Genomic DNA, 21386 nt, shown 5'->3' on the forward strand with positions numbered 1-21386 from the left:
TGCGTCTGCTCAACGACGAGAGGGGTGGGGATGTCCGACGTGGCCATCAGTACGCGTGGGTTGCGTAAGACGTACCGGACCCGGCGGGGGCGCAAGGTGGTGGCGGTGCAGGGGCTGGATCTGGAGGTTCCGGCCGGTGGGGTGCATGGCTTTCTCGGGCCGAACGGGTCGGGGAAGACGACGTCGATCCGGATGTTGCTGGGGCTGATTCGCGCCGACGCGGGGACGATGACCGTGTTCGGCAAGCCGGTGCCGGCGCAGTTGCCGGAGGTGGTCGGGCGGATCGGGGCGATCGTCGAGTCGCCGAAGTTCTTCCCGGCGTTCACCGGGCAGAAGAACCTGGAGTTGCTCGCGGAGGCGATCGGCGCGCCGCGTACGCGCGTCGGTGAGGTGCTGGAGCAGACCTCGCTCGGCGAACGGGGGAAGGACCGGTTCCGGGCCTATTCGCTGGGCATGAAGCAGCGGCTGGCGATCGCGGCCACGCTGCTCAAGCAGCCCGATCTGCTGATCTTCGACGAGCCGACCAACGGCCTCGACCCGGCCGGTATCCGGGAGATCCGCGAGACCATGCGCGCTCTCGGCGAGCAGGGGAAGACGGTCCTGGTCAGCAGCCACATCCTGGCCGAGGTCGAGCAGGTCGCCGACACCGTGTCGATCATCGGTCACGGCCGTCTGCTCGCGTCCGGCACGGTCGCCGAGGTGATCGGCGGCGGTACGGCGCCGACCGTGAAGGTCGCCCTCGGAAACGGCACAGGTAACCATGAGGCCGCGACCCGCATCCTGACCGCAGCCGGTCTGACGGTTCGTGCCGACGGCAACTATCTGCTCGTCGAAGGCGCACCGGATCCCGCCGACGTGACGCGGCGCCTCGCCGACCAGGAGCTGTACGTGTCCGAGCTGGCCCCGGTCCGCGCCGACCTCGAGTCGGTCTTCCTCGAGCTCACCGAAGGCGAGGGGCTGTGATGATCCGCCTGACCAAGGTCGAGCTCCGCCGGCTGATGGCACGCCGCTTGACGGTGGTCGGTCTGCTCGGCCTGTTCACGATCACGGTCCTGTTGCTGGTCGCCACCTACTTCGAGGCGCGGCCGTTGTCCGCCGTCGAGCAGCAGCAGGCTCAGCAGCAGTTCGAGATGGCCCACAAGGACTGGGTTGACCACGCGGCCGAGAATCTGAAGCTGTGCGAGGCGGACTGGGCCAAGCAGCCCGACCCGAAGCCGAAGCTCGAGGAGATGTGCACCTACCCTGAGCCCCGGCTGGAGGACTTCGGCAAACCGCAGGCGATCTTCGCCGAGATCATGCCGGACCTGTTGCAGGGGTCGTCGTACTTCCTGGCGTTCGCGGCGTTCCTGATCGGCGCCAGTTTCGTCGGCGCCGAGTTCAGTTCCGGTGCCATCGGCAACTGGTTGACGTTCGAGCCGCGCCGGCTCCGGGTCTACGGCAGCAAGCTGCTCGCGGCCGCGACCGGGTTCGTGCCGATCGCTGCGGTGGTACTGGCGGTCATCCTGTTCGGCACGTTCCTGATCGTCGACAAGTTGGGTGATACCGCGAGTACGACGGGGAAAGTCTGGGGCGACCTCTCCGCGATCGGCGGTCGCGCCGTACTGACGACCGCACTGGCCGCGGCGCTCGGCAGCGTCGTCGGCCTGCTACTCCGGCACACCGCTGCCGCGATCGGTGTCGTGATGGCGTACCTGGTCCTTGCGGAAGGCGTTTTCGCCGCGTTCCTGGAGAAGGCCCAGCCGTGGTTGGTGAAACTCAACTTCGACGCCTTCGTCCGGCACGACGCGCAGTACTACGTGACGCAATGCAAGACCGGCGCCGACGGCAGCTACACCTGCGACTACGTGCAGAAAACGCTTTCGTTCGAGCACGGCGCTTGGTACCTGGCGATCTTCACCGTGGTCGTGGTCCTGCTCGGCGGCTGGGTCTTCCACCGCCGAGACGTCAACTAGTCGAGCGCCGCCGTCGTCGTACTGCGCCGAACAACGCGATCCCGAGCGTGGCAACGGCGGCGGCCGCACCGACCGCCAGCCCGCGACGGAGCCCTGGCGGCACGAACGTGCAGTCCACCCGGTCCGCCGTACCCGTCAGCGGCATGGCGATCAGACCGCCGAAGTCCCGCGGGGTCCGCGACTTGCCGCCGGCGACCTTGCAGGTCCAGCCGTCGATCTTCGGTACGCCGACCACCGCCCAGCCCTTGCTGCCCGCGGGCAGCGTCGCGTGCAAGGAGTGGCCGCTCGCCTCCACGTCCGTCGCCCCGGTCGCCCGCAGCTTCTTGACCGCGCTGCGCAAGGCCGTCTGGTCGAGGCAGCCGATCGCGTTCCGCGGCGGAATGCCCTGCGGGGCCTCGCCGAAGTTGACCTCGACCAGCACGACCCCGGTCGCGGGCACGGTGCCGAGACCGATCATCGCGCTGCTGGTGTTGATCCCGGGCCGGCGCGTCGAGCTCAGGTCGTGCCACTCGCCGTCGGTCAGGCGGGCGCGCCCGCCGACCCGCGGCATGAACAGGTACGCCGTGCTGCCCGGCTTACAGGCCCCGACCAGCTTGACGTCACCGGTCGCGAACCGGGTGCCCTTGTACTCCGGGATCTCGTACACCTTGGACCCGAGCAGGCGCTCCTGGGCGGCGTACGCGTTCGGGGCGTTGATGTCGACCGGGACGGCGGCATCGAGCCGGCGCCGTACCGTGACCAGCGGCGGGACCGTCGCCCGGGTGATCTCCGGGTTGCCGTCGACGAGCCGCATCCGGGCGCCGACCGAGAAGATCGCGTCGGTCACCGGGTTGTCGAGCGTCCGCGCCGCGCGACCGTACCCGGACCAGCCGAAGCCGAGCGCCGTCATCATCTCGTTCACCGAGTGCGGCAACAGGCTGCTGTACAGGCCGGCGCCCTGTCCGCCGAGCAGGATCGGATCGTTGGGCGTGACGGACGTCCCCGGCTCGGTGCGGTACGCCGGCCAGCCGTCGACCGCCCGCAGCTCGTCGTACCGCTTCGTCTGCTGGTCGTTCCACGGCACGGCGGAAGTGCTGAGCACCTTGGAGCGCCGCTCGTCGGTGATCACCGCGGTCCAGGTCGTCTCCACTGCCACGACCACCAGCAGTACGGCGAACGCCGCAAAGACAGGCCACTTCACGCGGCGCGTCCGCGGGAACCGGCGCAACGTCCAAATGGTGCCGAACGCAACCAGCGTCACCGCCCCGGACGCGATCAGCATCTCCATCCAGTGCTCGGTCAGCAGCGGACTGCCGTCGGACAGTACGGCGATCAACGCCAGCAGGGCCCCGCCGCCGAGCAGGGCGATCGGACCAGGCAGTTTGTGGGCGACCGAGACCCACGCGACCGCGACGAGGATGCCGCAGAGCACGAACGCCTCGCGGTACTGGCTGCCGTTGGGGGTGTCGAACGCGTGCCAGACCTCTTGCGTCGGCGCCCAGCGGAACGACAGCGCCACCAGGACGGTCGTGATCACCCAGACCGCCTTCGCCCGCCACGGGACGAACTTGTTGAACGGCATCGTCAGCGCGAGCAGGAGGGCGATCGTTCCGACGTACAGGCTGGCGGTCCGGCCGACGCCCTCGGACAGCGGCAGCAGCCGGGACAGGAACAGGTCCATCGCCGAGGCGTGGAAGATCCCGGACGGGGACGGCGTTGCGGCGCGGTTGGTGGTGATGATCGGTAGCAGGATGGGCGCGACCAGGGCCATGCCGAGCACGAACGAGACGCCGTGCCGGACGACCGACCGCAGGCGCAGCGACCAGCTCAGGTCGCTGCTGAGCAGCCGGGCGAGCAGGTAGATCCCACCCGCGATCGTTGCCATGTAGGCGGTGTAGAAGTTGGACAGCCAGAACAGGCCGACCACCAGCACACTCAGCACCCGGTTGGTCCGGCGTAGTGACCACTCGGCGACCAGGAAGAACATCGGCAGGGCGATCAGGCCGTCCAGCCACATCGGCACGTAGGATCCGTCGTCGAGTGCCCAGCCGCAGACGCCGTACGAGACTCCCAGAATCGCTGCAACCCAGCGGGGTCCTGGACGCATCTTAAGGAGTACGGCGGCCATCGCGGCCGCGGCCAGGCTCAGCTTGAGCGTGGTGATGACGTAGACGGCGAGGTCGATCTGGTCGCGGGGGAACAGACCCACCAGCAGGGACAATGGGCTGCCGAGATCGACGCCGACGTCCGCGAGGAAGCCGACGCCGAAGGCGCTCTGCCAGTTGAACAGCAGGTCGCCCTGGCCCTGGCCGTGCAGGACGTCCCAGAGGTGGGCGAAGAAGGGGATGTACTGGGTGCCAAGATCGTTGGTACTGCGGGACAGCGAACCGAAGGGAAAGGTACCGCGGATGATTCCGGAGGCGGCGAACACAGCCGCCACCACGACAGCGGCGACGGCGGCCGGCAAGAGTGCCGAGCGCCGTCGAACAGCCCCTTCGTCAGCGCCTCCCTCAGCGCTGTCCTCGGCGCTGTCCTCGGAAACCATTGGCCGCCCCTTCGTTCCGCTCACCCGGTCGCCAAAGCTAGCGGGTAGTTCTGGTCTGGACAAGAATCGCATCATGATCGACGTACGGGGCGGATGGGGACAATGATGCGGTTGAGTCTGGTGGTGCCGTGTTACAACGAGGTCGAGGTGATCTCGCGGTTCCATCAGGCGCTCAGTCACGAGCTCGAGGAGACCGGGCGGCCGTACGAGATCGTGTACGTCGACGACGGCTCCTCTGATGGGACGCTCGAGGCCCTGGTCGAGTTGGCAGCGACCGACGAATCGGTCCGGTACCTGTCGTTCAGCCGGAACTTCGGCAAGGAGGCCGCGATGCTGGCCGGCCTGCGGTACGCGACCGGCGACGCCGTGGTGATCATGGACGCGGACCTGCAGCACCCGCCGGAGCTGATCGGCCGGATGCTCGAAGAGTACGGGCGCGGGTTCGACCAGGTGATCGCCCGCCGCAACCGTACCGGGGACCCGGCGACCCGGACGCTGGCGGCGCGGGCGTACTACTGGCTGATCAACAAGTGGGCCGACGTCGAGATGATGGACGGGGTCGGCGACTTCCGGCTGCTGTCCCGGCGCGCGGTCGACGGCCTGCTCGAGCTGAACGAGTACAACCGGTTCTCGAAGGGGCTGTTCGCCTGGATCGGGTTCGAGTCGCTCCTGTTCGAGTACGACAACGTTAAACAGCCGGCGGACCGGAAGAGCCGGTGGACGTTCCGGCGGCTGCTGGAGTACGGGCTGGACGGGCTGCTGTCGTTCAACAACAAGCCGCTGCGGATGGCGATCTACGTCGGCCTGCTGCTGACCGCGGTGGCCGCCGGCTACGCGATCTGGGTGATCGTGGCCGCGATCCTGCACGGGGTCGAGATGCCCGGGTACGTCACGCTGATCGCGGCGATCACGGGGCTCGGCGGACTGCAGATGGTGATGCTGGGCGTGATCGGCGAGTACATCGGCCGGATCTACTACGAGACCAAGAAGCGGCCGCACTACTTGCTGAAGCAGACCAACATGGATCCCGCGGACCGGATTGAAAAGCGACCGGCCCCGGGTGGAGGAACCACCCGGGGCCGGTAACAGCTACTGCTTGCCGATCAGGTGGCGATCCGCTCCTCGGTCGAGGTGGAGAACAGGTGCAGCTTCTCCGGGACGGCCGCCAGGCGGATGGTCGAACCCTTCTCGACCGTCATGCGGGCGTCGATCCGGGCCACGATCTGCTGGTGCTCGCCGTTGTGCTCCGACGTGCCGTACAGGTACGCGTCCGCGCCGAGCTCCTCGACCACTGCGACCTTCACCGGCAGGCCCTCGTCGCCGACCTTGAAGGCCTCCGGGCGCACGCCGACGGTCAGGGTCTTGTCGCTGCCGGCCTTGGCCAGCACGTCGCGCGCGATCGGGATGGTGTAGTCGCCGACCTTGGCGCCACCGTCGGTGATGTCGGCGGTGAGCAGGTTCATCGCCGGCGAGCCGATGAAGCCGGCCACGAACTTGTTCTTCGGGCCGTCGTACAGGTTCAGCGGGGTGTCGACCTGCTGGAGCAGACCGTCCTTGAGGACGGCGACCCGGTCGCCCATCGTCATGGCCTCGACCTGGTCGTGCGTGACGTACACCGTGGTGACGCCGAGACGCTGCTGCAGCTCGGCGATCTGGGTGCGGGTCTGCACGCGCAGCTTGGCGTCGAGGTTCGACAGCGGCTCGTCCATCAGGAAGACCTGCGGGTTACGCACGATCGCGCGACCCATCGCGACGCGCTGACGCTGACCACCGGACAGCGCCTTCGGCTTGCGGTCCAGGTACTCCTCGAGGCCGAGCAGCTTGGCCGCCTCCATCACGCGCTTGGCGCGGTCTTCCTTGGAGACACCCTGCATCTTCAGCGCGAAGCCCATGTTGTCCGCGACCGACATGTGCGGGTACAGCGCGTAGTTCTGGAACACCATCGCGATGTCCCGCTCTTTCGGCGGACGGTGTGTGACGTCGCGGTCGCCGATGTAGATGGAGCCCTCGTTGACCTCTTCGAGGCCGGCGAGCATCCGGAGCGAGGTGGACTTGCCGCAACCCGACGGGCCGACGAGCACCATGAACTCGCCGTCCTCGATCTCGAGGTTGAGCTTGTCGACGGCGGGAGTGTCACCGCCGGGGTAGATGCGGGTTGCCGCTTTGAACGACACAGTAGCCATGACTGATCTTTCCCTTCACCGGCAGGAACGTGCCGGACGATCCGAGTAAAGGCCCCCCAAGCCGGGGGAGTGGGGCCTATCCTCACCTGGCTCGCTCGTCCTGACAAGGTATCCGGCGTGTGACATGTCCGTTCTGTTCACGTTGTGGACACCCGTGCGCAGTCTGCAAGTTCTTGCAGGATCTTGCTGAAAAGTCAGAGGCGCCTGGGTACAGTGCCGGGCGTGAGCAGCAGAGCACGGCTGGCGGACATCGCGGCCAAGGCGGGGGTCAGTGAGGCGACGGTCTCGCGGGTGCTGAACGGGAAGCCGGGGGTCGCCGAGGACACGAAGCAGTCGGTCCTGACCGCCCTCGACGTACTGGGGTTCGAGCGGCCGTCGCGGTTGCGGCGCCGGTCCGCGGGTCTGATCGGGCTGGTGATGCCGGAGCTGATCAACCCGATCTTCCCGGCGTTCGCCCAGGTGATCGAGTCGGCGTTGTCGCAGCGCGGGTTCACCCCGGTGCTGTGCACACAGTCACCGTCCGGCGCGACCGAGGAGGAGTACGTCGAGATGCTGCTCGAGCGCGGCGTCTCCGGGATCATCTTCGTGTCCGGCCTGCACGCGGACACCGGCGCGGACCACGAGCGCTACCAGGCCCTGGTCGAGCGCCGGCTGCCGGTGGTGTTCGTGAACGGTTGGCTGCCGTCGGTCGAGGCGCCGTTCGTGTCGTCGGACGAGTACGCCGCGATGGAGCAGGCGGTCACGCATCTGGTGGCCCTCGGGCACCGCCGGATCGGTTTCGCGTCCGGACCTGAGCGGTTCATCGTCGTGCAGCGGAAGCTGGCCGGGTACCGGACCTCGATGAAGGCTCAGCTCGGGGTGTCCGACGACGATCTGGGCCCGATGGTTGCCTTGAGCATGTTCGGCGTGGAGGGCGGCGAGGCGGCCGGCCGACAGTTGCTGGACGCCGGGGTCACCGGGGTTGTCTGCGGCTCCGACATGATGGCGCTCGGCGTCATCCGTGCCGCCCGGCAGCGCGGCCTCTCGGTTCCCGGTGACTTCTCGGTGGTCGGGTACGACGACGCGCCGATGATGGAGTTCACCGACCCGCCGATGACGACGATCCGCCAGCCTGTGCACGCGATGGGGCTGGCCGCGGTCCAATCCCTGCTGGAAGAGGTCCGCGGCCACGCCACACCGCATACCGAGTTCCTGTTCCGCCCGGAACTCGTCGTCCGCGGCTCGACCGGCCCGGTCACGCAGATCTGAGCGTGGCTCCGGCCCGGGACCGTCCCCTGCCGGGCGGCTCCGGGCCGGAGGATCGTGTACCTGCACGCAGGCAGAACCCCCGATTCCGGGCGGTTTCTGCTCCGAAAGGCGGGTTCTGCCTGCGTGACGGTCCGTACTACCTGGACGTGTGGAACGCGGCCGCCTTGCCGAGGCTGAATCCGTTGGCCCACAGCGAATTGACCTTGGAGCGTTCGGTCGAGTCCGGGTACGCGTTCGTGCAGGACGGACCGGGGCCGCCGCCGGACATCAGCTCGGAGCAGGGGCCGGAGTAGTGGTCCGGCAGACCGAGCACGTGGCCGGTCTCGTGGGCGGTGATCCGGGTCGGGTCGTACTGCTCCGACTGCGCGTAGTCGAGGAAGATGTAGCCGCTCCCGTGTCCGTCGGTGGACGCGTACGACCCACGCGAGTCGTTGCCCTCGGTGTAGTAGAAGTCGTAGTTGCTGCCCTCGACGAGCTTCACGTTGCTGACCGACGAGTTCCAGATCTGCGTGCTGGACGAGATCTGGGACGCGAACGTCGGCGCGTCGACGGCGTACGTGACGGTGACCGCGGCGACCTTCTGGCCGGCTTTGGCCTGCTTGGCCATCTTGGCGCGGGCGGACTTCATCACCGCGTCGTAGAACGCCTTGGTGGCGGCTTCGTCCTGCGGGGAGCCGACGTACGCCGCACGGGTGGTGGCGGTGGAGACGTGCGAGTCGACGGCGGGCGCGGCAGTCGAGGGGGACGCTGCCAGCGCGGGTACGGCCAGCGCGGCGGCGGCGAGCCCCGCGAGGCTGGAGAGGATACGGCGATGCGACATGGAGGGCCTCACTCCGAATCGGTGGCGGATAGCGACGGGCGGATTACCGATCGCCACCTTCGGATGCTCCCAAGACTCCCGATTTTCCGCATCGCTTCCCGCAAAACCCTCGGGTTAACCCGCGAATCCGGTCGCCCGTTCTATGCCGGCCATAGTGGCCGGGTTATGGGGTTCAGCGGTCCTGCGCCGCGAGGAACGTCCGCAGATCATCGGCGATCCGGTCGGGGTACTCGCCGTTGACCGCGTGCGACGCGTCCGGATAGACCACGACGGTCTTCGTCCGGAGCGCGCGGTCCGCCGTACTGCGGGCCTTCGGTGGGTCGTGCATCACCGAGCGCCCGGCGATGATCGCGAGGACCGGCATCGGCAGCGCGGCCAGCTGTGACTCGGTGATGCGCTGCGGCTGTGGCAGCTTCATTGTGTAGTTCTTCATGCCGGCCTCGATCATGTCGGCGACCGGGACGTGCTCCACAGGTGCGCCGCCCGCGGTGTACGAGTTGAAGCTGTCCCGCCAGGACCGCGGCAGCCACTTCACCGCGGCCGGTATGGAACGAATCACGGTCTTCAGCGGCAGGTCGTCGTACACGAAGGGCGCGTCCAAGGTGGTGACCGTGGCGATCCGGTCCGGCCGGCGTACGGCGAGATTCATCGCGGTCCAGCCGCCGATCGAGAGTCCGAGCAGGTTGAACCGCTGCTCCGGCAGTGCCGCCAGGGTCTGGTCGAGCCAGGCCGCCTTGTCCTCGTCGGAGGTGATCGGTTTGCTCTGGATGCTCATCCCGGGCTCGCCGAGCAGGTCGATCGCGTAGACGTCGGTGATCGCGAGCAGGGACTTCAGGTTGTCGGCCCAGACCGGCGTTCCGGACGAGGTGCCGGGCAGCAGGACAAGCGGGTGCAAACCGCCCTTGGCGCCGGCGTACTGGTAGACGCGGACGACGCCGTAGTCCGTGCGGACGTCCCGGACCGCGGTGGGGGTGGGCAGGTCCTGCATCGCAGCGTCGTACTTGGAGCGGTAGTCCTCGTAGCCGGCCGCACTGGTCCAGTGACCGACCGGAGACGGCGTGCGGAGCATGAACGCCGTCGCGGCGACGACCGCCCCGACGATGCAGAGGGCGATCAGCAGGCGCCGGCGACGCCGAGGATTCTTAGGCATGGAACTCTCCTAACCAGTTGGTAGGTGATCTAACCATACGGTAGGTTGAGGGCATGCCTTCAGCGCGTGGCCGGAACCTGACGTTCACCGAGGAGGCTCGTCGCGCACAGCTGGTCGAGGTCACGATCGAGCTGGTCGCTGAGCGTGGGTACGCCGCGGCGTCGCTCGGGCGGATCGCGGAGAGTGCCGGAATCACAAAGGCGGGAGTGCTGTATCACTTCCCGTCGAAGCAGGCTCTGGTCGAAACTGCCCACGAGCATGTGCTGTCCGCGATGGTGGCGACGGTCGGCGCGGCAGTGGATGCGGCGGGTCCGGCGGACGGTCCGGCGGCGTACATCCGGTCGATGGTCGGGCACTTTCGGGAGCGGCCGCGGCATGTGCGGATGCTGATCGAGGCGATCACCTCGGGTGCGTCGCCGACCGACTCGAAGGCGCGTTGGTCAGCGGTCGCGGAGCTGATGTCTGCGGCGCGTTCCGCGCGTGGGCTGACGGGTGAGGTGGATGTGCGGTCGGCCGCGTTGCTGATCGGCGGCGGCATCGACGCGATCGTTGCCGAGTCGCTCGTTGATCCGGAGTACGACGCCAGCGCAGCCGCCGAGCTCCTCGTTGAAGTTGTGGAGCACGGCCTGCTGTCCTAGGCCTCGCCGGGGATCCCTACGTTGAGGAGGCGGGCGCCGGGGCCTCGGGTGGAGAGCCGGTCCTCCTTGTTGTAGAGGTTGCAGCGCTGGAGGCTGAGGCAGCCGCAGCCGATGCAGGAGTCGAGGTCGTCGCGGAGGCGCTCGAGCTCGGAGATGCGTTCGTCGAGCCGGCTGCGCCAGGTCTTCGACAGCTTGCTCCAGTCGGCGCGCGTCGGCGTACGGTCCTCGGGGAGCGAGTCCAGCGCCTGCTTGATCTCCGCGAGCGCGAGACCGACCCGCTGCGCCGCCTGCACGAACGCGACCCGCCGTAGCGTGCTGCGCTGGTACTGCCGCTGGTTACCGGCCGTACGCCGGGACGCGATCAGGCCCTGATCCTCGTAGAAGCGCAACGCCGATGCCGCCACCCCGGACCGATGCGCGATCTCCCCGATCGAGAGCCAGTGCTCCTTGCTGGGGACGTTCTCCTCACCCATACCCGCCACCCTAGAACCCCGTCCCAAAAACTCAACCAAGCTTGAAGTGCGAGGGAAAGACCAGTCGGGAGAGTGGTCTGGCGGATGGGTGCGTGGTCGGGGGTACGGTCACGATCGGTTATACTTTTGGGGTGTCGGTGCGCGCGTCGCGTCACCAGAGATGTTCCAGGCGCTCCGACCCGTCGGTTTCGGCATCCGCTGAAAGTCCGGCGACATGGGTGCAACGCGATAGCACCCGCAGGTCGATGCCCGTCTCCTGCTGAGCACGTTGTTGTCCGGTCATGTTTTGTGACCGGCGCTCACGTGCGGCTGCGATCCGGCAATTCGTCCGTGAATCCGAGAGAGAGTTTGCGTGACCCAGCACGACCCCGAGTCCGCCGACGGGCGGATCAAGAAGCCACGGCACAAGAAATACCAGAACCAGTCGTACGGCGAACGCCTCGCGGCGGACGCGTCCTATGCCGCACCTCGCACGGAGAGCGCCCCCGTCAAGGGATACCGCTCTGAGCAGCCCCGCACCGACCGCGGCCAGCGCTCGACCGATCGCAACCGCGACGACCGGTCGTACAACCGCGACGACCGGTCCGGCGCGCGCAACAGCCGCGACGACCGCCCGGCGGTCCGCCGCGACGACCGCGCCCAGGACAGCCGCCCGCGCTACAACCGCGACGACCGTCCGCAGTACAACCGCGACGACCGTTCGTCGTCCAACCGGGGCGAGCGTCCGTCGTACAACAACCGCGACGAGCGTCCGTCGTACAACCGCGACGATCGCTCGCAGGGCAACCGCGACGAGCGTCCGCGCTTCAACGACCGTCCGTCGTCCAACCGCGACGAGCGGCCGCAGTACAACCGCGACGACCATGCCTCGTCCAACCGGGGCGAGCGTCCGTCGTACAACCGCGACAACCGCTCGCAGGGCAACCGCGACGAGCGGCCGCAGTACAACCGCGACGACCGTTCCTCGTCCAACCGGGGTGACCGTCCGTCGTACAACCGCGACGATCGCTCGCAGGGCAACCGCGACGAGCGTCCGCGCTTCAACCGCGATGACCGGCCGTCGTACAACCGCGACGAGCGGCCGTCGTACAACCGGGACGACCGTTCGTCGTACCGGCGGGACGACCGTTCGCAGGGTGAGCGGACCGAGCGTCCGCAGTACAACCGGGACGAGCGGCCGCGGTTCAACCGCGACGAGCGTCCGCAGTACAACAATGACCGTCCGCGCTTCGAGCGGGACGACAAGAGCTATCGGAGGGATGAACGGGTGAACAACCGGGACGACCGGCGGAGTGAGCGGGCAGAGCAGCCGGTGGATCTCGGTACTGTTGCTGAAGACAACCAGTTCGCCGCGCTCGGCCTCGCGCCGCGGCTCGTGCAGCGGCTGGCCCGGGACGGGATCACCACACCGTTCCCGATCCAAGCCGCGACCATCCCGGACGCGCTGTCCGGCAAGGACGTGCTCGGCCGCGGTCAGACCGGCTCCGGCAAGACGCTCGGCTTCGGTCTCCCGACGCTGATGCGGCTGTCCGGCGGCCACACCGAGTCGCGCCGCCCGCGCGGCATGATCCTGGTGCCGACCCGTGAGCTCGCGATGCAGGTGCACGACGCGCTCGAGCCGCTCGCGCACGTGATGAACGTGTCGCTGAAGCTGATCGCCGGCGGTCTCCCGTACCCGAAGCAGATCGACGCGCTCCGTCGTGGTGTCGACCTGCTGATCGCCACCCCGGGCCGGCTGATCGACCTGTGCGAGCAGGGCGCGGCCGACCTCGGCGCCGTGGAGGTCGCGGTACTGGACGAGGCCGACCACATGTGCGACATGGGCTTCATGCCGGCCGTCACCACGCTGCTCGACATGACGCCGGCGGAGGGTCAGCGCCTGCTGTTCTCGGCGACGCTGGACAACGACGTCGACAAGATCGTGCGTACCTACCTGAAGGATCCGGTGCAGCACTCGACCGAGTCGGGTCAGGCCTCGGTCAGCACGATGGAGCACCACCTGCTCGTGATCGAGCCGGCCCACAAGCAGTCGCTGACTGCCGAGCTGGCCAGCCGGGACGGCCGGACCATCGTGTTCGTCCGGACCAAGCTGGGCGCCGACCGCATCGCGACGCAGCTGCGCGACCGCGGCGTGATGGCGGCGGCTCTGCACGGCGGCCTCACCCAGGGCATGCGGAACCGGACGCTGGACCAGTTCAAGGACGGTTCGGTTCCGGTGCTCGTGGCAACGGATGTCGCGGCCCGCGGCATTCACGTCGACGACGTCGGCCTGGTCGTCCAGGCTGACCCGCCGGCCGAGCACAAGGACTACCTGCACCGCGCCGGTCGTACGGCGCGTGCCGGTGGCAAGGGTGCGGTCGTCACCCTGCTTCTGCCGCACCAGCGCCGCGGGATGATCCGGATGGCCGAGTCTGCCGGCGTCAAGGCCGACCCGGTTCGGGCTCGTCCGGGCGACGAGCTCGTCACCGAGCTGACCGGCGGCAGCAAGCCGTCCGGCTACCCGGTGAAGCTTCCGGCCCCGAAGCCGCAGCGCTTCAACAAGGGCGGCGGTGGCAAGCGCTACGGCAGCACCCGTCCGGGTCGCGGCCACGACAGCCGGGGCAGCAACGGCCCGCGTCGCGGTGGCAACGGCGGCCGTCGTACCGACGGAAAGTCCTACCAGCACTAATCCACAACAAACGGTGGGCTGACACAGGAAATAGTCTGTGTCAGCCCACCGTTTGGTGTCTCAGGTGAGGACGGCCCACAGTCGGGCGAGGACGGTCGCGATCTCCTCGGGGTCGAGGGGGATGAGCTCCAGCATCAGCTCGTTCTCGGCCATCCGCTCGGTCATCACGTAGATGGGCGGGGTGCCGGCTTCGAGTTCGGTGGCGACGCGTTTGGCGTCGGGGACCTTCAGCAGGACGCGCGACACCTGGAGGCCGGTCGGGTCCGGGACCACCTCGGCCGTGATGCCGGGGATCCGCGCGACCGCGGCGACGAAATCTTCCGCCTTGGCGAGCTCGTCCGCCTCCCACTTCACCCGGTCGAACGCCTGCCACTCCTCGAGTGCCGCGAGGACGCCGACGATCGCTTCCTTCGTCGGCTTCATCACCCGCCCGATGCCCTTCTCCTGCGCCCGCAGCGCCTGCACGAGCGCCCAGCTCCCGGCCGCCATCCCAGCGGTCGGCGAGCCGAGGTACTTCTGCCCGCTCACCAGCACCAGATCCGCCCCGGTCGCGAGCAGGTCCGCGATCCGCGGGAACTGCGCCGCCCCGTCGATGATCGCCGGTACGCCGCGACGGTGCGCGGCCCGGATCGCCGCCACGAGATCGATCGGATCGCCCGCCGTCAGCCGTGACGACACGAGCATCAGGCAGGCGATGTCGGGCCCGTCGAGCTCGGCCTCCAGGTCGGCGATCGTGCAACCGTCCTCGTCGCCGGCCAGGTCGACCTGTGCACCGGCCAGCCGGATGCCCTGCAGGTTGGAATGCCCGTAGTCGACGACGTGGCAGGCCGGCAGGACGACGCGGTTGTGCATGTCCGTTGCGTCCGGCAACGCCGCCGTACGTCGGGGGTCGCCGCCCGTCATGGTGGCCGCGACTGCGAGCGTGATGCCGGCCGCGGTGCAGTGAACAACGGCGCCCGCTTGGGCGCCGGTCACTTGTGCGATGGCTTCGCTGGCACGGTCGCCGAGCTCGTCCATCACGAAGAACTCAGGCAGTGCCTGTGCGACGGCCGCCGCCACCCCTTCGGAGCTCCTGGACACCCCCAGCGGGGTGTACGTCCCCTTGGCGTTGATCACCACACTCAACCGATAACGATCGTGGATGCTCATGGTGTTGCCGAGCGTAGTGGTCACGGACTGCAATTGGCGAGGGTCTGCGAGCAGTCGAGATCTTGACCCGAAGCTACTCGTGAGTCATTCTCACTTTTACCGACCTGAGGAGGGACCGTGCCCCGCCCCGCACTCCGAACCCGCCTTCGTACGACGCTCGCCGTGGCAGCTGTCACCGGTGTGCTCGCGGCCCTGCCCGCGCCGACCCAAGCCGCACCGCAAGCGGCATCTCAAGCGGTATCTCAAGCTGCATCGCAAGCTGTTGCCGCGAGCCCCGGTGACTATTGCCTCGAGCAATGTCGCGACATCCTGCCGCCGGGCCAGAACGGCAACGCGACGTTCACGGATCTCCTTGCTTTCAAGGCGTTAGGGGTCCGTCCGGCGCACTTCAGCGACACGGTGAAGCCGTATCAGGATCTGGTCTGGAACTCGCAGGGCATCACCGATGCCGGCCTCGCGCCGTACTACGACGACTCGTCGTTCGGGGTGAAACCGGATGACGTGGCAAGTACCGTCAAGCCGCGCAGTGACGTCACGATCGTCCGCGACAAGTCGCGCGGTATCCCGCACATCACCGGCACTACGCGGCTGGGCACGATGTTCGGCGCCGGGTACGCCGGCGCGCAGGACCGGCTGTTCGTGATGGACGTGTTCCGGCATCTCGGGCGCGGCCAACTGACCCCGTTCGCGGGTGGCGCTGCGGCGAACCGTGCGTTCGAGCAGGAGTTCTGGCGGACCGCGCCGTACACCGAGGCGGATCTGCAACGGCAGTTCGACGACGCGGACGAGTTGTACGGCGCCGACGGCGTGAAGATGCAGCAGGACATCCAGGCCTGGGTCGACGGTGTGAACCACTACATCGACACGGTCGGCATCGCGTACCCCGGTGAGTACGTCGCTCTTGGCCTCGACTGGCCGGCGCCGCACTGGAAGGTGACCGACGTGGTCGCCACCGCGGCCGTGGTCGCGGGCATCTTCGGCACCGGCGGCGGCGCCGAGGTCACGTCCGCCCTCGCGCTGCTCGAGGCGCAGGCGAAGTACGGCGTTGCCCAGGGCACCAAGGTGTGGGAGTCGTTCCGTTCCCAGAACGACCCGGAAGCCAGTACGACGGTGCACAACGGCGCGACCTTCCCGTACGGCACCACCGGCCCGAACCCGGCCGGCCGCGCGCTGCCGGACCGCGGCTCGGTCACCCCGGAGCCCGAGGTGATCGATCAGACGGCCAACAAGACGGCGACCGCGAAGCCGGCGCCGAAGGGCGCGGAAAGCCTGCGCGGAATCTTCGACGGCGGACTCTTTCCGGAAGGTTTCGGAAAGAAGGGCATGTCGAATGCCTTGCTGGTTTCCGGCGCGCACACGCAGTCCGGCAACCCGATCGCCGTCTACGGCCCGCAGACCGGGTATTTCGCCCCGCAGCTGCTGCTCCGCCAGGAACTCCAAGGTCCTGGGGTCAGCTCGCGCGGGATCGCGTTCGCCGGCCTGAACTTCTACACGCTGATCGGCCGCGGCCCGGACTACTCGTGGAGCGCCACGTCCGCGGGGCAGGACATCACCGACACGTTCGCCGTACCGCTGTGTGAGCCGAACGGCGGGACGCCGACGAAGACCTCGCAGTACTACGTTTTCCGCGGCCAGTGCGTGCCGATCGAGCGGCTCGAACGGCACAACGCGTGGTACTCCAGCCTCGGCTCGTCGGAGCCCGCCGGGTCGTACACGTTGGTTGCCCTGCGCACCAAGTACGGAATCGTCACGCACCGCGGGACGGTCGGCGGAAAGCCGGTGCTGTTCACGAAGAACCGGTCGACGTACGGCAACGAGGCGGGGTCGGCGCTCGGGTTCATGCAGTTCAACGACCCGGACAAGATTCACTCCGCCGCCGATTTCCAGAAGGCCGCGGCGAACATCGGGTACACGTTCAACTGGTTCTACACCGACAAGACCTCGATCGCGTACTTCAACTCCGGCGACAACCCGGTCCGCGCGGCCGGCGCCGACCCGAACCTGCCGTCCTGGAGCACCTACGAGTGGCAGGGCTGGAATCCGACCACGAACCGCGCGACGTACACACCGCCGGCCCAGCATCCGCAGGTGGTGAACCAGGACTACCTGACCAGCTGGAACAACAAGCAGGCGCCCGGGTTCTCCGCGTCGGACGGGCAGTGGGGTTACAACGCGGTCTACCGGAGTCAGCCGCTCGACGACCGGATCAAGGCGGTCATCGACAACGGCCAGAAGTTCACCCGCGGCAAGCTGGTCGAGGCGATGGAGGACGCGGCCACGGTCGACCTCCGCGGCGACCAGGTCCTGCCCTATCTCCTCAGAGTCCTCAAGTCGGCACCGATCACCGATCCGGCCGTCGCCGACGCGGTCACGAAGCTGACGGCCTGGGAACAGGCCGGTGCGCATCGGAAGAGCCCGAACGCGTCCTCGAAGACGTACGACAACGCCGACGCGATCCGGATCCTCGACGCCTGGTGGCCGCTGCTCGTCCCGGCCGAGTTCAAGGACCTCGGCCCCGATCTGTACGGCGCCCTGGTCGCGAACCTGAAGATCGACGAGCGGCCGGGCGCGCAGGGATCCGCGTTCCAGAGCGGCTGGTGGGGCTTCGTTCAGCGGGATCTCCGGAAGGTGCTCGGCGACCCGGTGCAGGCGTCCCAGCCGGTGACGTACTGCGGTGGCGGAGCACTGGCGGCGTGCCGGTCGGTCCTCACCGAGACCTTGCTGGCGGCAACCAAGGTGCCGGCGGCGACGACGTACCCGGCGTCCGCAGACTGTGCGGCGGGTGACCAGTTCTGCGCCGACCAGATCGCGCACAACCCGATGGGCGGCATCACCCAGGACCGGATCGCTTGGGTGAACCGGCCGACGTACCAGCAGGTGGTCGAGTTCCCGGCGAAGCGGGGCGACGACGTCAGCAACCTGGCGGCCGGGAAGACGGCGACCGCGAGCAGCTACGAGAAGGGCTGGTACAACTCGCCGCCGGCCCAGGCGGTCGACGGGAAGCTGGACACCCGGTGGGCCAGTGACTGGTCCGATCCTCAGTGGCTGAAGGTTGACCTCGGCAACGAGCAGACGGTCAGCCGGGTGGTGCTGCGGTGGGAGGCGGCGTACGCGAAGGGCTACCGCGTCGAGGTGTCGCGGGACGGGTCGACGTGGCAGCAGGTGTACGCGACGACGGCCGGTGACGGCGGGACGGATGTGGTGCGGTTCGGCGCCGTACCGGCCCGGTATGTGCGGGTGACCGGGACGCAGCGTGCGACGTCGTACGGGTATTCACTGTATGAGCTGCAAGTCTTCAGATGGTGATACCCCGTGGCCTGTCAGGATTAGGGCATGAACCAGAACTTTCCCCCGAACCAGCCGTATCCGCCGCAGCAGCCCGGTTACCAGCAGGGCCCGCCGCCCGGATACCAAGGTCCGCCGCAGCAGCAGGGGTATCAGCAGGGTCCGTCGCCGCAGCAGGGGTACGGACAGCAGGGCGGCTACCAGCAGCCGGCCCAGCCCGCGGCGCCGCATGTCGCTCCGCAGGGGTCGCCGTACCCGGTGCTGGTCTCGACCATGAACGACCTGCCCGGGTACACCGCGGAGCAGGTGTTCGGCGAGGTCTTCGGGCTGACCGTGCGGAGCCGCAACATCGGGTCGAACTTCACCGCGAGCTTCCGGTCGTTGGGCGGTGGCGAGGTGCCGGAGTACACCCAGATGCTGGCCGAGTCGCGGCACGTCGCAGTGATGCGGATGTGCCAGATGGCGCAGCAGATGGGCGCCAACGCGATCCTCGCGATGCGGTTCGACTGCACCGAGATCGCGCAGACCATGAGCGAGGTGGCCGCCTACGGTACGGCGGTGATCGTCCGGAAGATCGAGCCGCCGCGGCCGACCGACACGACACCCGACGAGGACGATGCGAATGACAGCTGACCTGACGTTTCCCGCGGATTTCCGGTGGGGGGTCTCGACGTCGGCGTACCAGATCGAGGGTGCCGTGGCCGAGGACGGCCGCGGTCCCTCCACCTGGGACACGTTCTGCGCCGAGCCCGGCCGGATCCACAACGGCGACACCGGCGCGGTCGCGTGCGACCACTATCACCGCTACGCCGACGACGTCGCGCTGATGCGTGAGCTGGGGGTGGACACCTACCGGTTCTCGTTCTCCTGGCCGCGGATCCAGCCGTCGGGGAGCGGGCCGGGGAACGCGGCCGGCCTGGACTTCTACGACCGGCTGATCGACACACTGCTCGGCGCCGGGATCCAGCCGGCGCCGACGCTGTACCACTGGGACACCCCGCAGCCGCTCGAGGACGCCGGCGGCTGGCTGTCCCGCGACATCACCGACCGGTTCGCGGAGTACGCCGGAATTCTGGCCGCGCACTTCGCGGACCGGGTGCCGATGTGGATCACCATCAACGAGCCGATGGTGCTGACGCTGATGGGCTACTCCCTCGGCGCGCATGCTCCCGGTAAGGAGCTGCTGTTCGACGCGCTCCCGGTCGCGCATCACCAGCTGCTCGCCCACGGCCACGCGGTGCAGGCGCTGCGGGCGGCCGGCGCTTCGAGCATCGGCATCGCGTCCAACCACGCCCCGACCTGGCCCGCGAGCGACAGCGCGGAGGACAAGGAAGCGGCCGCGCTGTACGACAACCTGATCAACTGGTTGTTCGCCGATCCGATCCTGCTCGGCCAGTACCCGTCCGGCATGGGCGACGCGATGCCCGGGCCGGTCGCCGACGACCTCGCGGTCATCTCGACGCCGCTCGACTTCTTCGGCATCAACCACTACGCGCCGGTCTCGGTCGGCGTCGCCACCGGGCAGGCCGATACCGCGGCCACCGACGGCGTGCTGCTGCCTCCGGGCCTGCCGTTCGAGCCGCGGACGTTGCCCGGGTACCCGACCACGGACTTCGGCTGGCCGATCGTGCCGGACGCGTTCGGCGAGACCCTGCGGATCTTCAAGGAGCGGTACGGCGACAAGCTGCCGCCGATCTACATCACCGAGAACGGGTGCGCGATCAACGACGAACCCGTCGACGGCGTGGTGTCGGATCAGCGGCGGATCGACTACCTGGACGGGTATCTGCGGTCGTTGAAGGCCGCGATGGATGACGGGATCGACGTTCGCGGGTACTTCCAGTGGTCGCTGCTGGACAACTTCGAGTGGGCGGCCGGGTACTCGCAGCGGTTCGGTCTCGTGCACGTCGACTTCGAGACGTTGGAGCGGACGCCGAAAGCGTCGTACCACTGGTTGCGTGATGTGATCGCCCAGAGCCGGCCATGATTCCCGAGCCGGGCGTGGTGCCGTCCGCGTTGGCGGAACCGACCGTCCGGGTGCGAGGTGGCTGGACCGCTGCCGTCGTACTGGCGAACGTCGGGGTGTTCGCGGCCTGGCTCGGGCCGATCCAGGTGCTGCTCGCGAAACAGTCCGAGGCTGTTGCTCCGGGCAACAAGGAATTCGTTTTCGGGTTGGTGACCGGTGTCGGCGCGGCGGTGTCGGTGGTCGCGAACCCGGCCTTCGGCGCGATCTCCGACCGGACCACGTCCCGCCACGGGCGCCGGGTCCCGTGGGTGGTCGCCGGCGCGGTCGGCGGCGCGATCGGGCTCGCTATTCTGTCGGGTGCACACGTCATTGCGTTGATGCTGATCGGCTGGTGCTTGATGCAGCTCTTCGGCAACGCATTGCTCGCCGCGGCCACGGCCGTCGTACCCGATCGTGTCCCTGTCACGCAGCGCGGCGTCGTCGGCGGATGGGTCGCCATCTCCCAGGTCCTGGGCGCGTTGGTCGGGACTGCGTTAGCAGCGGCGTTCAACAGCTTCACCCTCGGGTACGTCGCGTGTGCCGTCTTCCTGTTGTTGTCGGTCGTGCCGTATCTGCTCCGGAGCGGCGATGTGACGTTGACGGAACGACCGCCGTTTGTGTTCGGCGAGTTCGTGAAGAGCTTCTGGATCAGCCCGCGGCGCTACCCGGACTTCGGGTGGGCGTGGCTGACCCGGTTCCTGTTCAACGTGGGCAATGCGTTGGGGACGTTGTACCTCTTCTACTACCTGCAGGACGAGGTCGGAGTCGCTGACCCGGACACCGGCGTACTGATCCTGACGGCGGTCTACAGCGTGTGCGTGCTGGTGACCGCGATCAGCTTCGGCCGGTGGTCGGACCGATCCGCACGGCGCAAGGTGTTCGTGACCGCGTCCGGGTGGGTGATGGCGGCGGCCGGCGTCGTACTCGCACTCTGGCCGACGTGGCAGGGCGCGATCCTCGGGGCGATCATCCTCGGCGCAGGCTTCGGCGTGTACCTGGCCGTCGACTTCGCCCTGCTGACCGAGGTCCTTCCGAACGCCCGCAACCGCGGCAAGGACCTCGGCGTCATCAACATCGCCAACTCCCTACCCCAGGTCCTGGCCCCAGCCATGGCCGCCCCCATCGTCAAACACCTGGGCGGCTACCCCGTCCTCTACCTCCTGGCCTCCGCAGTAACCCTCCTGGCAGGCGTACTGGTAACCCGAATCCGCTCGGTAGCCTAGCTACGGCACGAGGCGTACCGAAGAACGGGTAGTGGTACGACCCCCACCGCCGCGTCGAGCCGTCCCCA

The 21386-nt window shown here is 68.3% G+C and carries 16 protein-coding genes; 10 read left to right on the plus strand and 6 right to left on the minus strand.

What is annotated here, in order from left to right:
* The first annotated feature begins 30 nt into the window (after positions 1-30).
* Both OHB24_RS16795 and OHB24_RS16800 read left to right on the plus strand, forming a co-directional pair.
* Positions 31-963 carry an ABC transporter ATP-binding protein gene (locus OHB24_RS16795; protein WP_327639958.1) on the plus strand — a complete coding sequence of 311 codons (933 nt, stop codon included), beginning with the start codon at positions 31-33 and terminating at the stop codon, positions 961-963.
* A complete protein-coding gene (locus tag OHB24_RS16800; RefSeq protein WP_327639959.1) occupies positions 963-1952 on the plus strand; it encodes an ABC transporter permease subunit in 990 nt (329 codons plus the stop codon). The genes OHB24_RS16795 and OHB24_RS16800 overlap by 1 nt, the downstream gene beginning before the upstream one ends.
* Here the strand turns inward: OHB24_RS16800 and OHB24_RS16805 are convergent.
* Positions 1945-4476 (minus strand): YfhO family protein, encoded by a 2532-nt coding sequence (locus tag OHB24_RS16805; RefSeq protein ID WP_327639960.1) that lies wholly within the window; start codon positions 4474-4476, stop codon positions 1945-1947. The two genes, OHB24_RS16800 and OHB24_RS16805, sit on opposite strands and share 8 nt — an antisense overlap.
* A 105-nt stretch (positions 4477-4581) precedes the next feature.
* Between OHB24_RS16805 and OHB24_RS16810 the strand changes: the two genes are divergently transcribed.
* Positions 4582-5562: a glycosyltransferase family 2 protein gene (locus OHB24_RS16810; protein WP_327639961.1), complete on the plus strand. Its 981-nt coding sequence runs from the start codon at positions 4582-4584 to the stop codon at positions 5560-5562.
* A gap of 17 nt (positions 5563-5579) precedes the next feature.
* Here OHB24_RS16810 and OHB24_RS16815 read toward each other — a convergent pair whose 3' ends face one another.
* A complete protein-coding gene (locus OHB24_RS16815; protein ID WP_327639962.1) occupies positions 5580-6659 on the minus strand; it encodes an ABC transporter ATP-binding protein in 1080 nt (359 codons plus the stop codon).
* 222 nt (positions 6660-6881) lie between these two features.
* Between OHB24_RS16815 and OHB24_RS16820 the strand changes: the two genes are divergently transcribed.
* Complete coding sequence (locus OHB24_RS16820; RefSeq protein ID WP_327639964.1) at positions 6882-7907, plus strand: LacI family DNA-binding transcriptional regulator; 1026 nt, start codon at positions 6882-6884, stop codon at positions 7905-7907.
* A gap of 136 nt (positions 7908-8043) precedes the next feature.
* Here OHB24_RS16820 and snpA read toward each other — a convergent pair whose 3' ends face one another.
* A complete protein-coding gene (gene snpA, locus OHB24_RS16825) occupies positions 8044-8727 on the minus strand; it encodes a snapalysin (RefSeq protein ID WP_327639965.1) in 684 nt (227 codons plus the stop codon).
* 172 nt (positions 8728-8899) lie between these two features.
* Positions 8900-9877, minus strand: a complete 978-nt coding sequence (locus OHB24_RS16830) for an alpha/beta fold hydrolase (protein ID WP_327639967.1) — start codon at positions 9875-9877, stop codon at positions 8900-8902.
* Positions 9878-9930: 53 nt separating this feature from the next.
* Here OHB24_RS16830 and OHB24_RS16835 point away from each other — a divergent pair, with 53 nt between their 5' ends.
* Positions 9931-10515: a TetR/AcrR family transcriptional regulator gene (locus OHB24_RS16835; RefSeq protein ID WP_327639968.1), complete on the plus strand. Its 585-nt coding sequence runs from the start codon at positions 9931-9933 to the stop codon at positions 10513-10515.
* Here the strand turns inward: OHB24_RS16835 and soxR are convergent.
* Positions 10512-10988, minus strand: coding sequence for a redox-sensitive transcriptional activator SoxR (gene soxR / locus OHB24_RS16840; protein ID WP_327639969.1), 477 nt, complete (start codon positions 10986-10988; stop codon positions 10512-10514). The two genes, OHB24_RS16835 and soxR, sit on opposite strands and share 4 nt — an antisense overlap.
* Before the next feature lie 352 nt (positions 10989-11340).
* Between soxR and OHB24_RS16845 the strand changes: the two genes are divergently transcribed.
* On the plus strand, positions 11341-13656 hold the full coding sequence (locus tag OHB24_RS16845) for a DEAD/DEAH box helicase (protein WP_327639970.1): 2316 nt from the start codon (positions 11341-11343) through the stop codon (positions 13654-13656).
* Positions 13657-13716: 60 nt separating this feature from the next.
* Here the strand turns inward: OHB24_RS16845 and OHB24_RS16850 are convergent, their stop codons facing one another.
* Positions 13717-14805: an aminotransferase class V-fold PLP-dependent enzyme gene (locus OHB24_RS16850; RefSeq protein WP_327639971.1), complete on the minus strand. Its 1089-nt coding sequence runs from the start codon at positions 14803-14805 to the stop codon at positions 13717-13719.
* A 117-nt stretch (positions 14806-14922) separates the two neighbouring features.
* Between OHB24_RS16850 and OHB24_RS16855 the strand changes: the two genes are divergently transcribed.
* Genes OHB24_RS16855 through OHB24_RS16870 form a run of 4 tightly spaced genes read left to right on the plus strand, consistent with a single transcriptional unit; the run spans position 14923 to position 21318 of the window.
* Positions 14923-18111 carry a penicillin acylase family protein gene (locus tag OHB24_RS16855; RefSeq protein ID WP_327639973.1) on the plus strand — a complete coding sequence of 1063 codons (3189 nt, stop codon included), beginning with the start codon at positions 14923-14925 and terminating at the stop codon, positions 18109-18111.
* Positions 18112-18138: 27 nt separating this feature from the next.
* Positions 18139-18723, plus strand: a complete 585-nt coding sequence (locus OHB24_RS16860; RefSeq protein WP_327639974.1) for a YbjQ family protein — start codon at positions 18139-18141, stop codon at positions 18721-18723.
* Positions 18713-20077 (plus strand): GH1 family beta-glucosidase, encoded by a 1365-nt coding sequence (locus OHB24_RS16865; protein WP_327639975.1) that lies wholly within the window; start codon positions 18713-18715, stop codon positions 20075-20077. The genes OHB24_RS16860 and OHB24_RS16865 overlap by 11 nt, the downstream gene beginning before the upstream one ends.
* Positions 20074-21318, plus strand: a complete 1245-nt coding sequence (locus tag OHB24_RS16870) for an MFS transporter (protein WP_327639976.1) — start codon at positions 20074-20076, stop codon at positions 21316-21318. The genes OHB24_RS16865 and OHB24_RS16870 overlap by 4 nt, the downstream gene beginning before the upstream one ends.
* Positions 21319-21386: the final 68 nt, after the last annotated feature.

The organism is Kribbella sp. NBC_00482 (genome assembly GCF_036013725.1).
GTDB lineage: Bacteria > Actinomycetota > Actinomycetes > Propionibacteriales > Kribbellaceae > Kribbella.

Bases quoted from the DNA above. Each gene is read 5' to 3' on its own strand.
- OHB24_RS16795 (WP_327639958.1), top strand. From the start codon at position 31: ATGTCCGACGTGGCCATCAGTACGCGTGGGTTGCGTAAGACGTACCGG.
- OHB24_RS16800 (WP_327639959.1), top strand. From the start codon at position 963: ATGATCCGCCTGACCAAGGTCGAGCTCCGCCGGCTGATGGCACGCCGC.
- OHB24_RS16805 (WP_327639960.1), bottom strand. From the start codon at position 4,476: ATGGTTTCCGAGGACAGCGCCGAGGACAGCGCTGAGGGAGGCGCTGAC.
- OHB24_RS16810 (WP_327639961.1), top strand. From the start codon at position 4,582: ATGCGGTTGAGTCTGGTGGTGCCGTGTTACAACGAGGTCGAGGTGATC.
- OHB24_RS16815 (WP_327639962.1), bottom strand. From the start codon at position 6,659: ATGGCTACTGTGTCGTTCAAAGCGGCAACCCGCATCTACCCCGGCGGT.
- snpA (WP_327639965.1), bottom strand. From the start codon at position 8,727: ATGTCGCATCGCCGTATCCTCTCCAGCCTCGCGGGGCTCGCCGCCGCC.
- OHB24_RS16830 (WP_327639967.1), bottom strand. From the start codon at position 9,877: ATGCCTAAGAATCCTCGGCGTCGCCGGCGCCTGCTGATCGCCCTCTGC.
- OHB24_RS16835 (WP_327639968.1), top strand. From the start codon at position 9,931: ATGCCTTCAGCGCGTGGCCGGAACCTGACGTTCACCGAGGAGGCTCGT.
- soxR (WP_327639969.1), bottom strand. From the start codon at position 10,988: ATGGGTGAGGAGAACGTCCCCAGCAAGGAGCACTGGCTCTCGATCGGG.
- OHB24_RS16850 (WP_327639971.1), bottom strand. From the start codon at position 14,805: ATGAGCATCCACGATCGTTATCGGTTGAGTGTGGTGATCAACGCCAAG.
- OHB24_RS16860 (WP_327639974.1), top strand. From the start codon at position 18,139: ATGAACCAGAACTTTCCCCCGAACCAGCCGTATCCGCCGCAGCAGCCC.
- OHB24_RS16865 (WP_327639975.1), top strand. From the start codon at position 18,713: ATGACAGCTGACCTGACGTTTCCCGCGGATTTCCGGTGGGGGGTCTCG.
- OHB24_RS16870 (WP_327639976.1), top strand. From the start codon at position 20,074: ATGATTCCCGAGCCGGGCGTGGTGCCGTCCGCGTTGGCGGAACCGACC.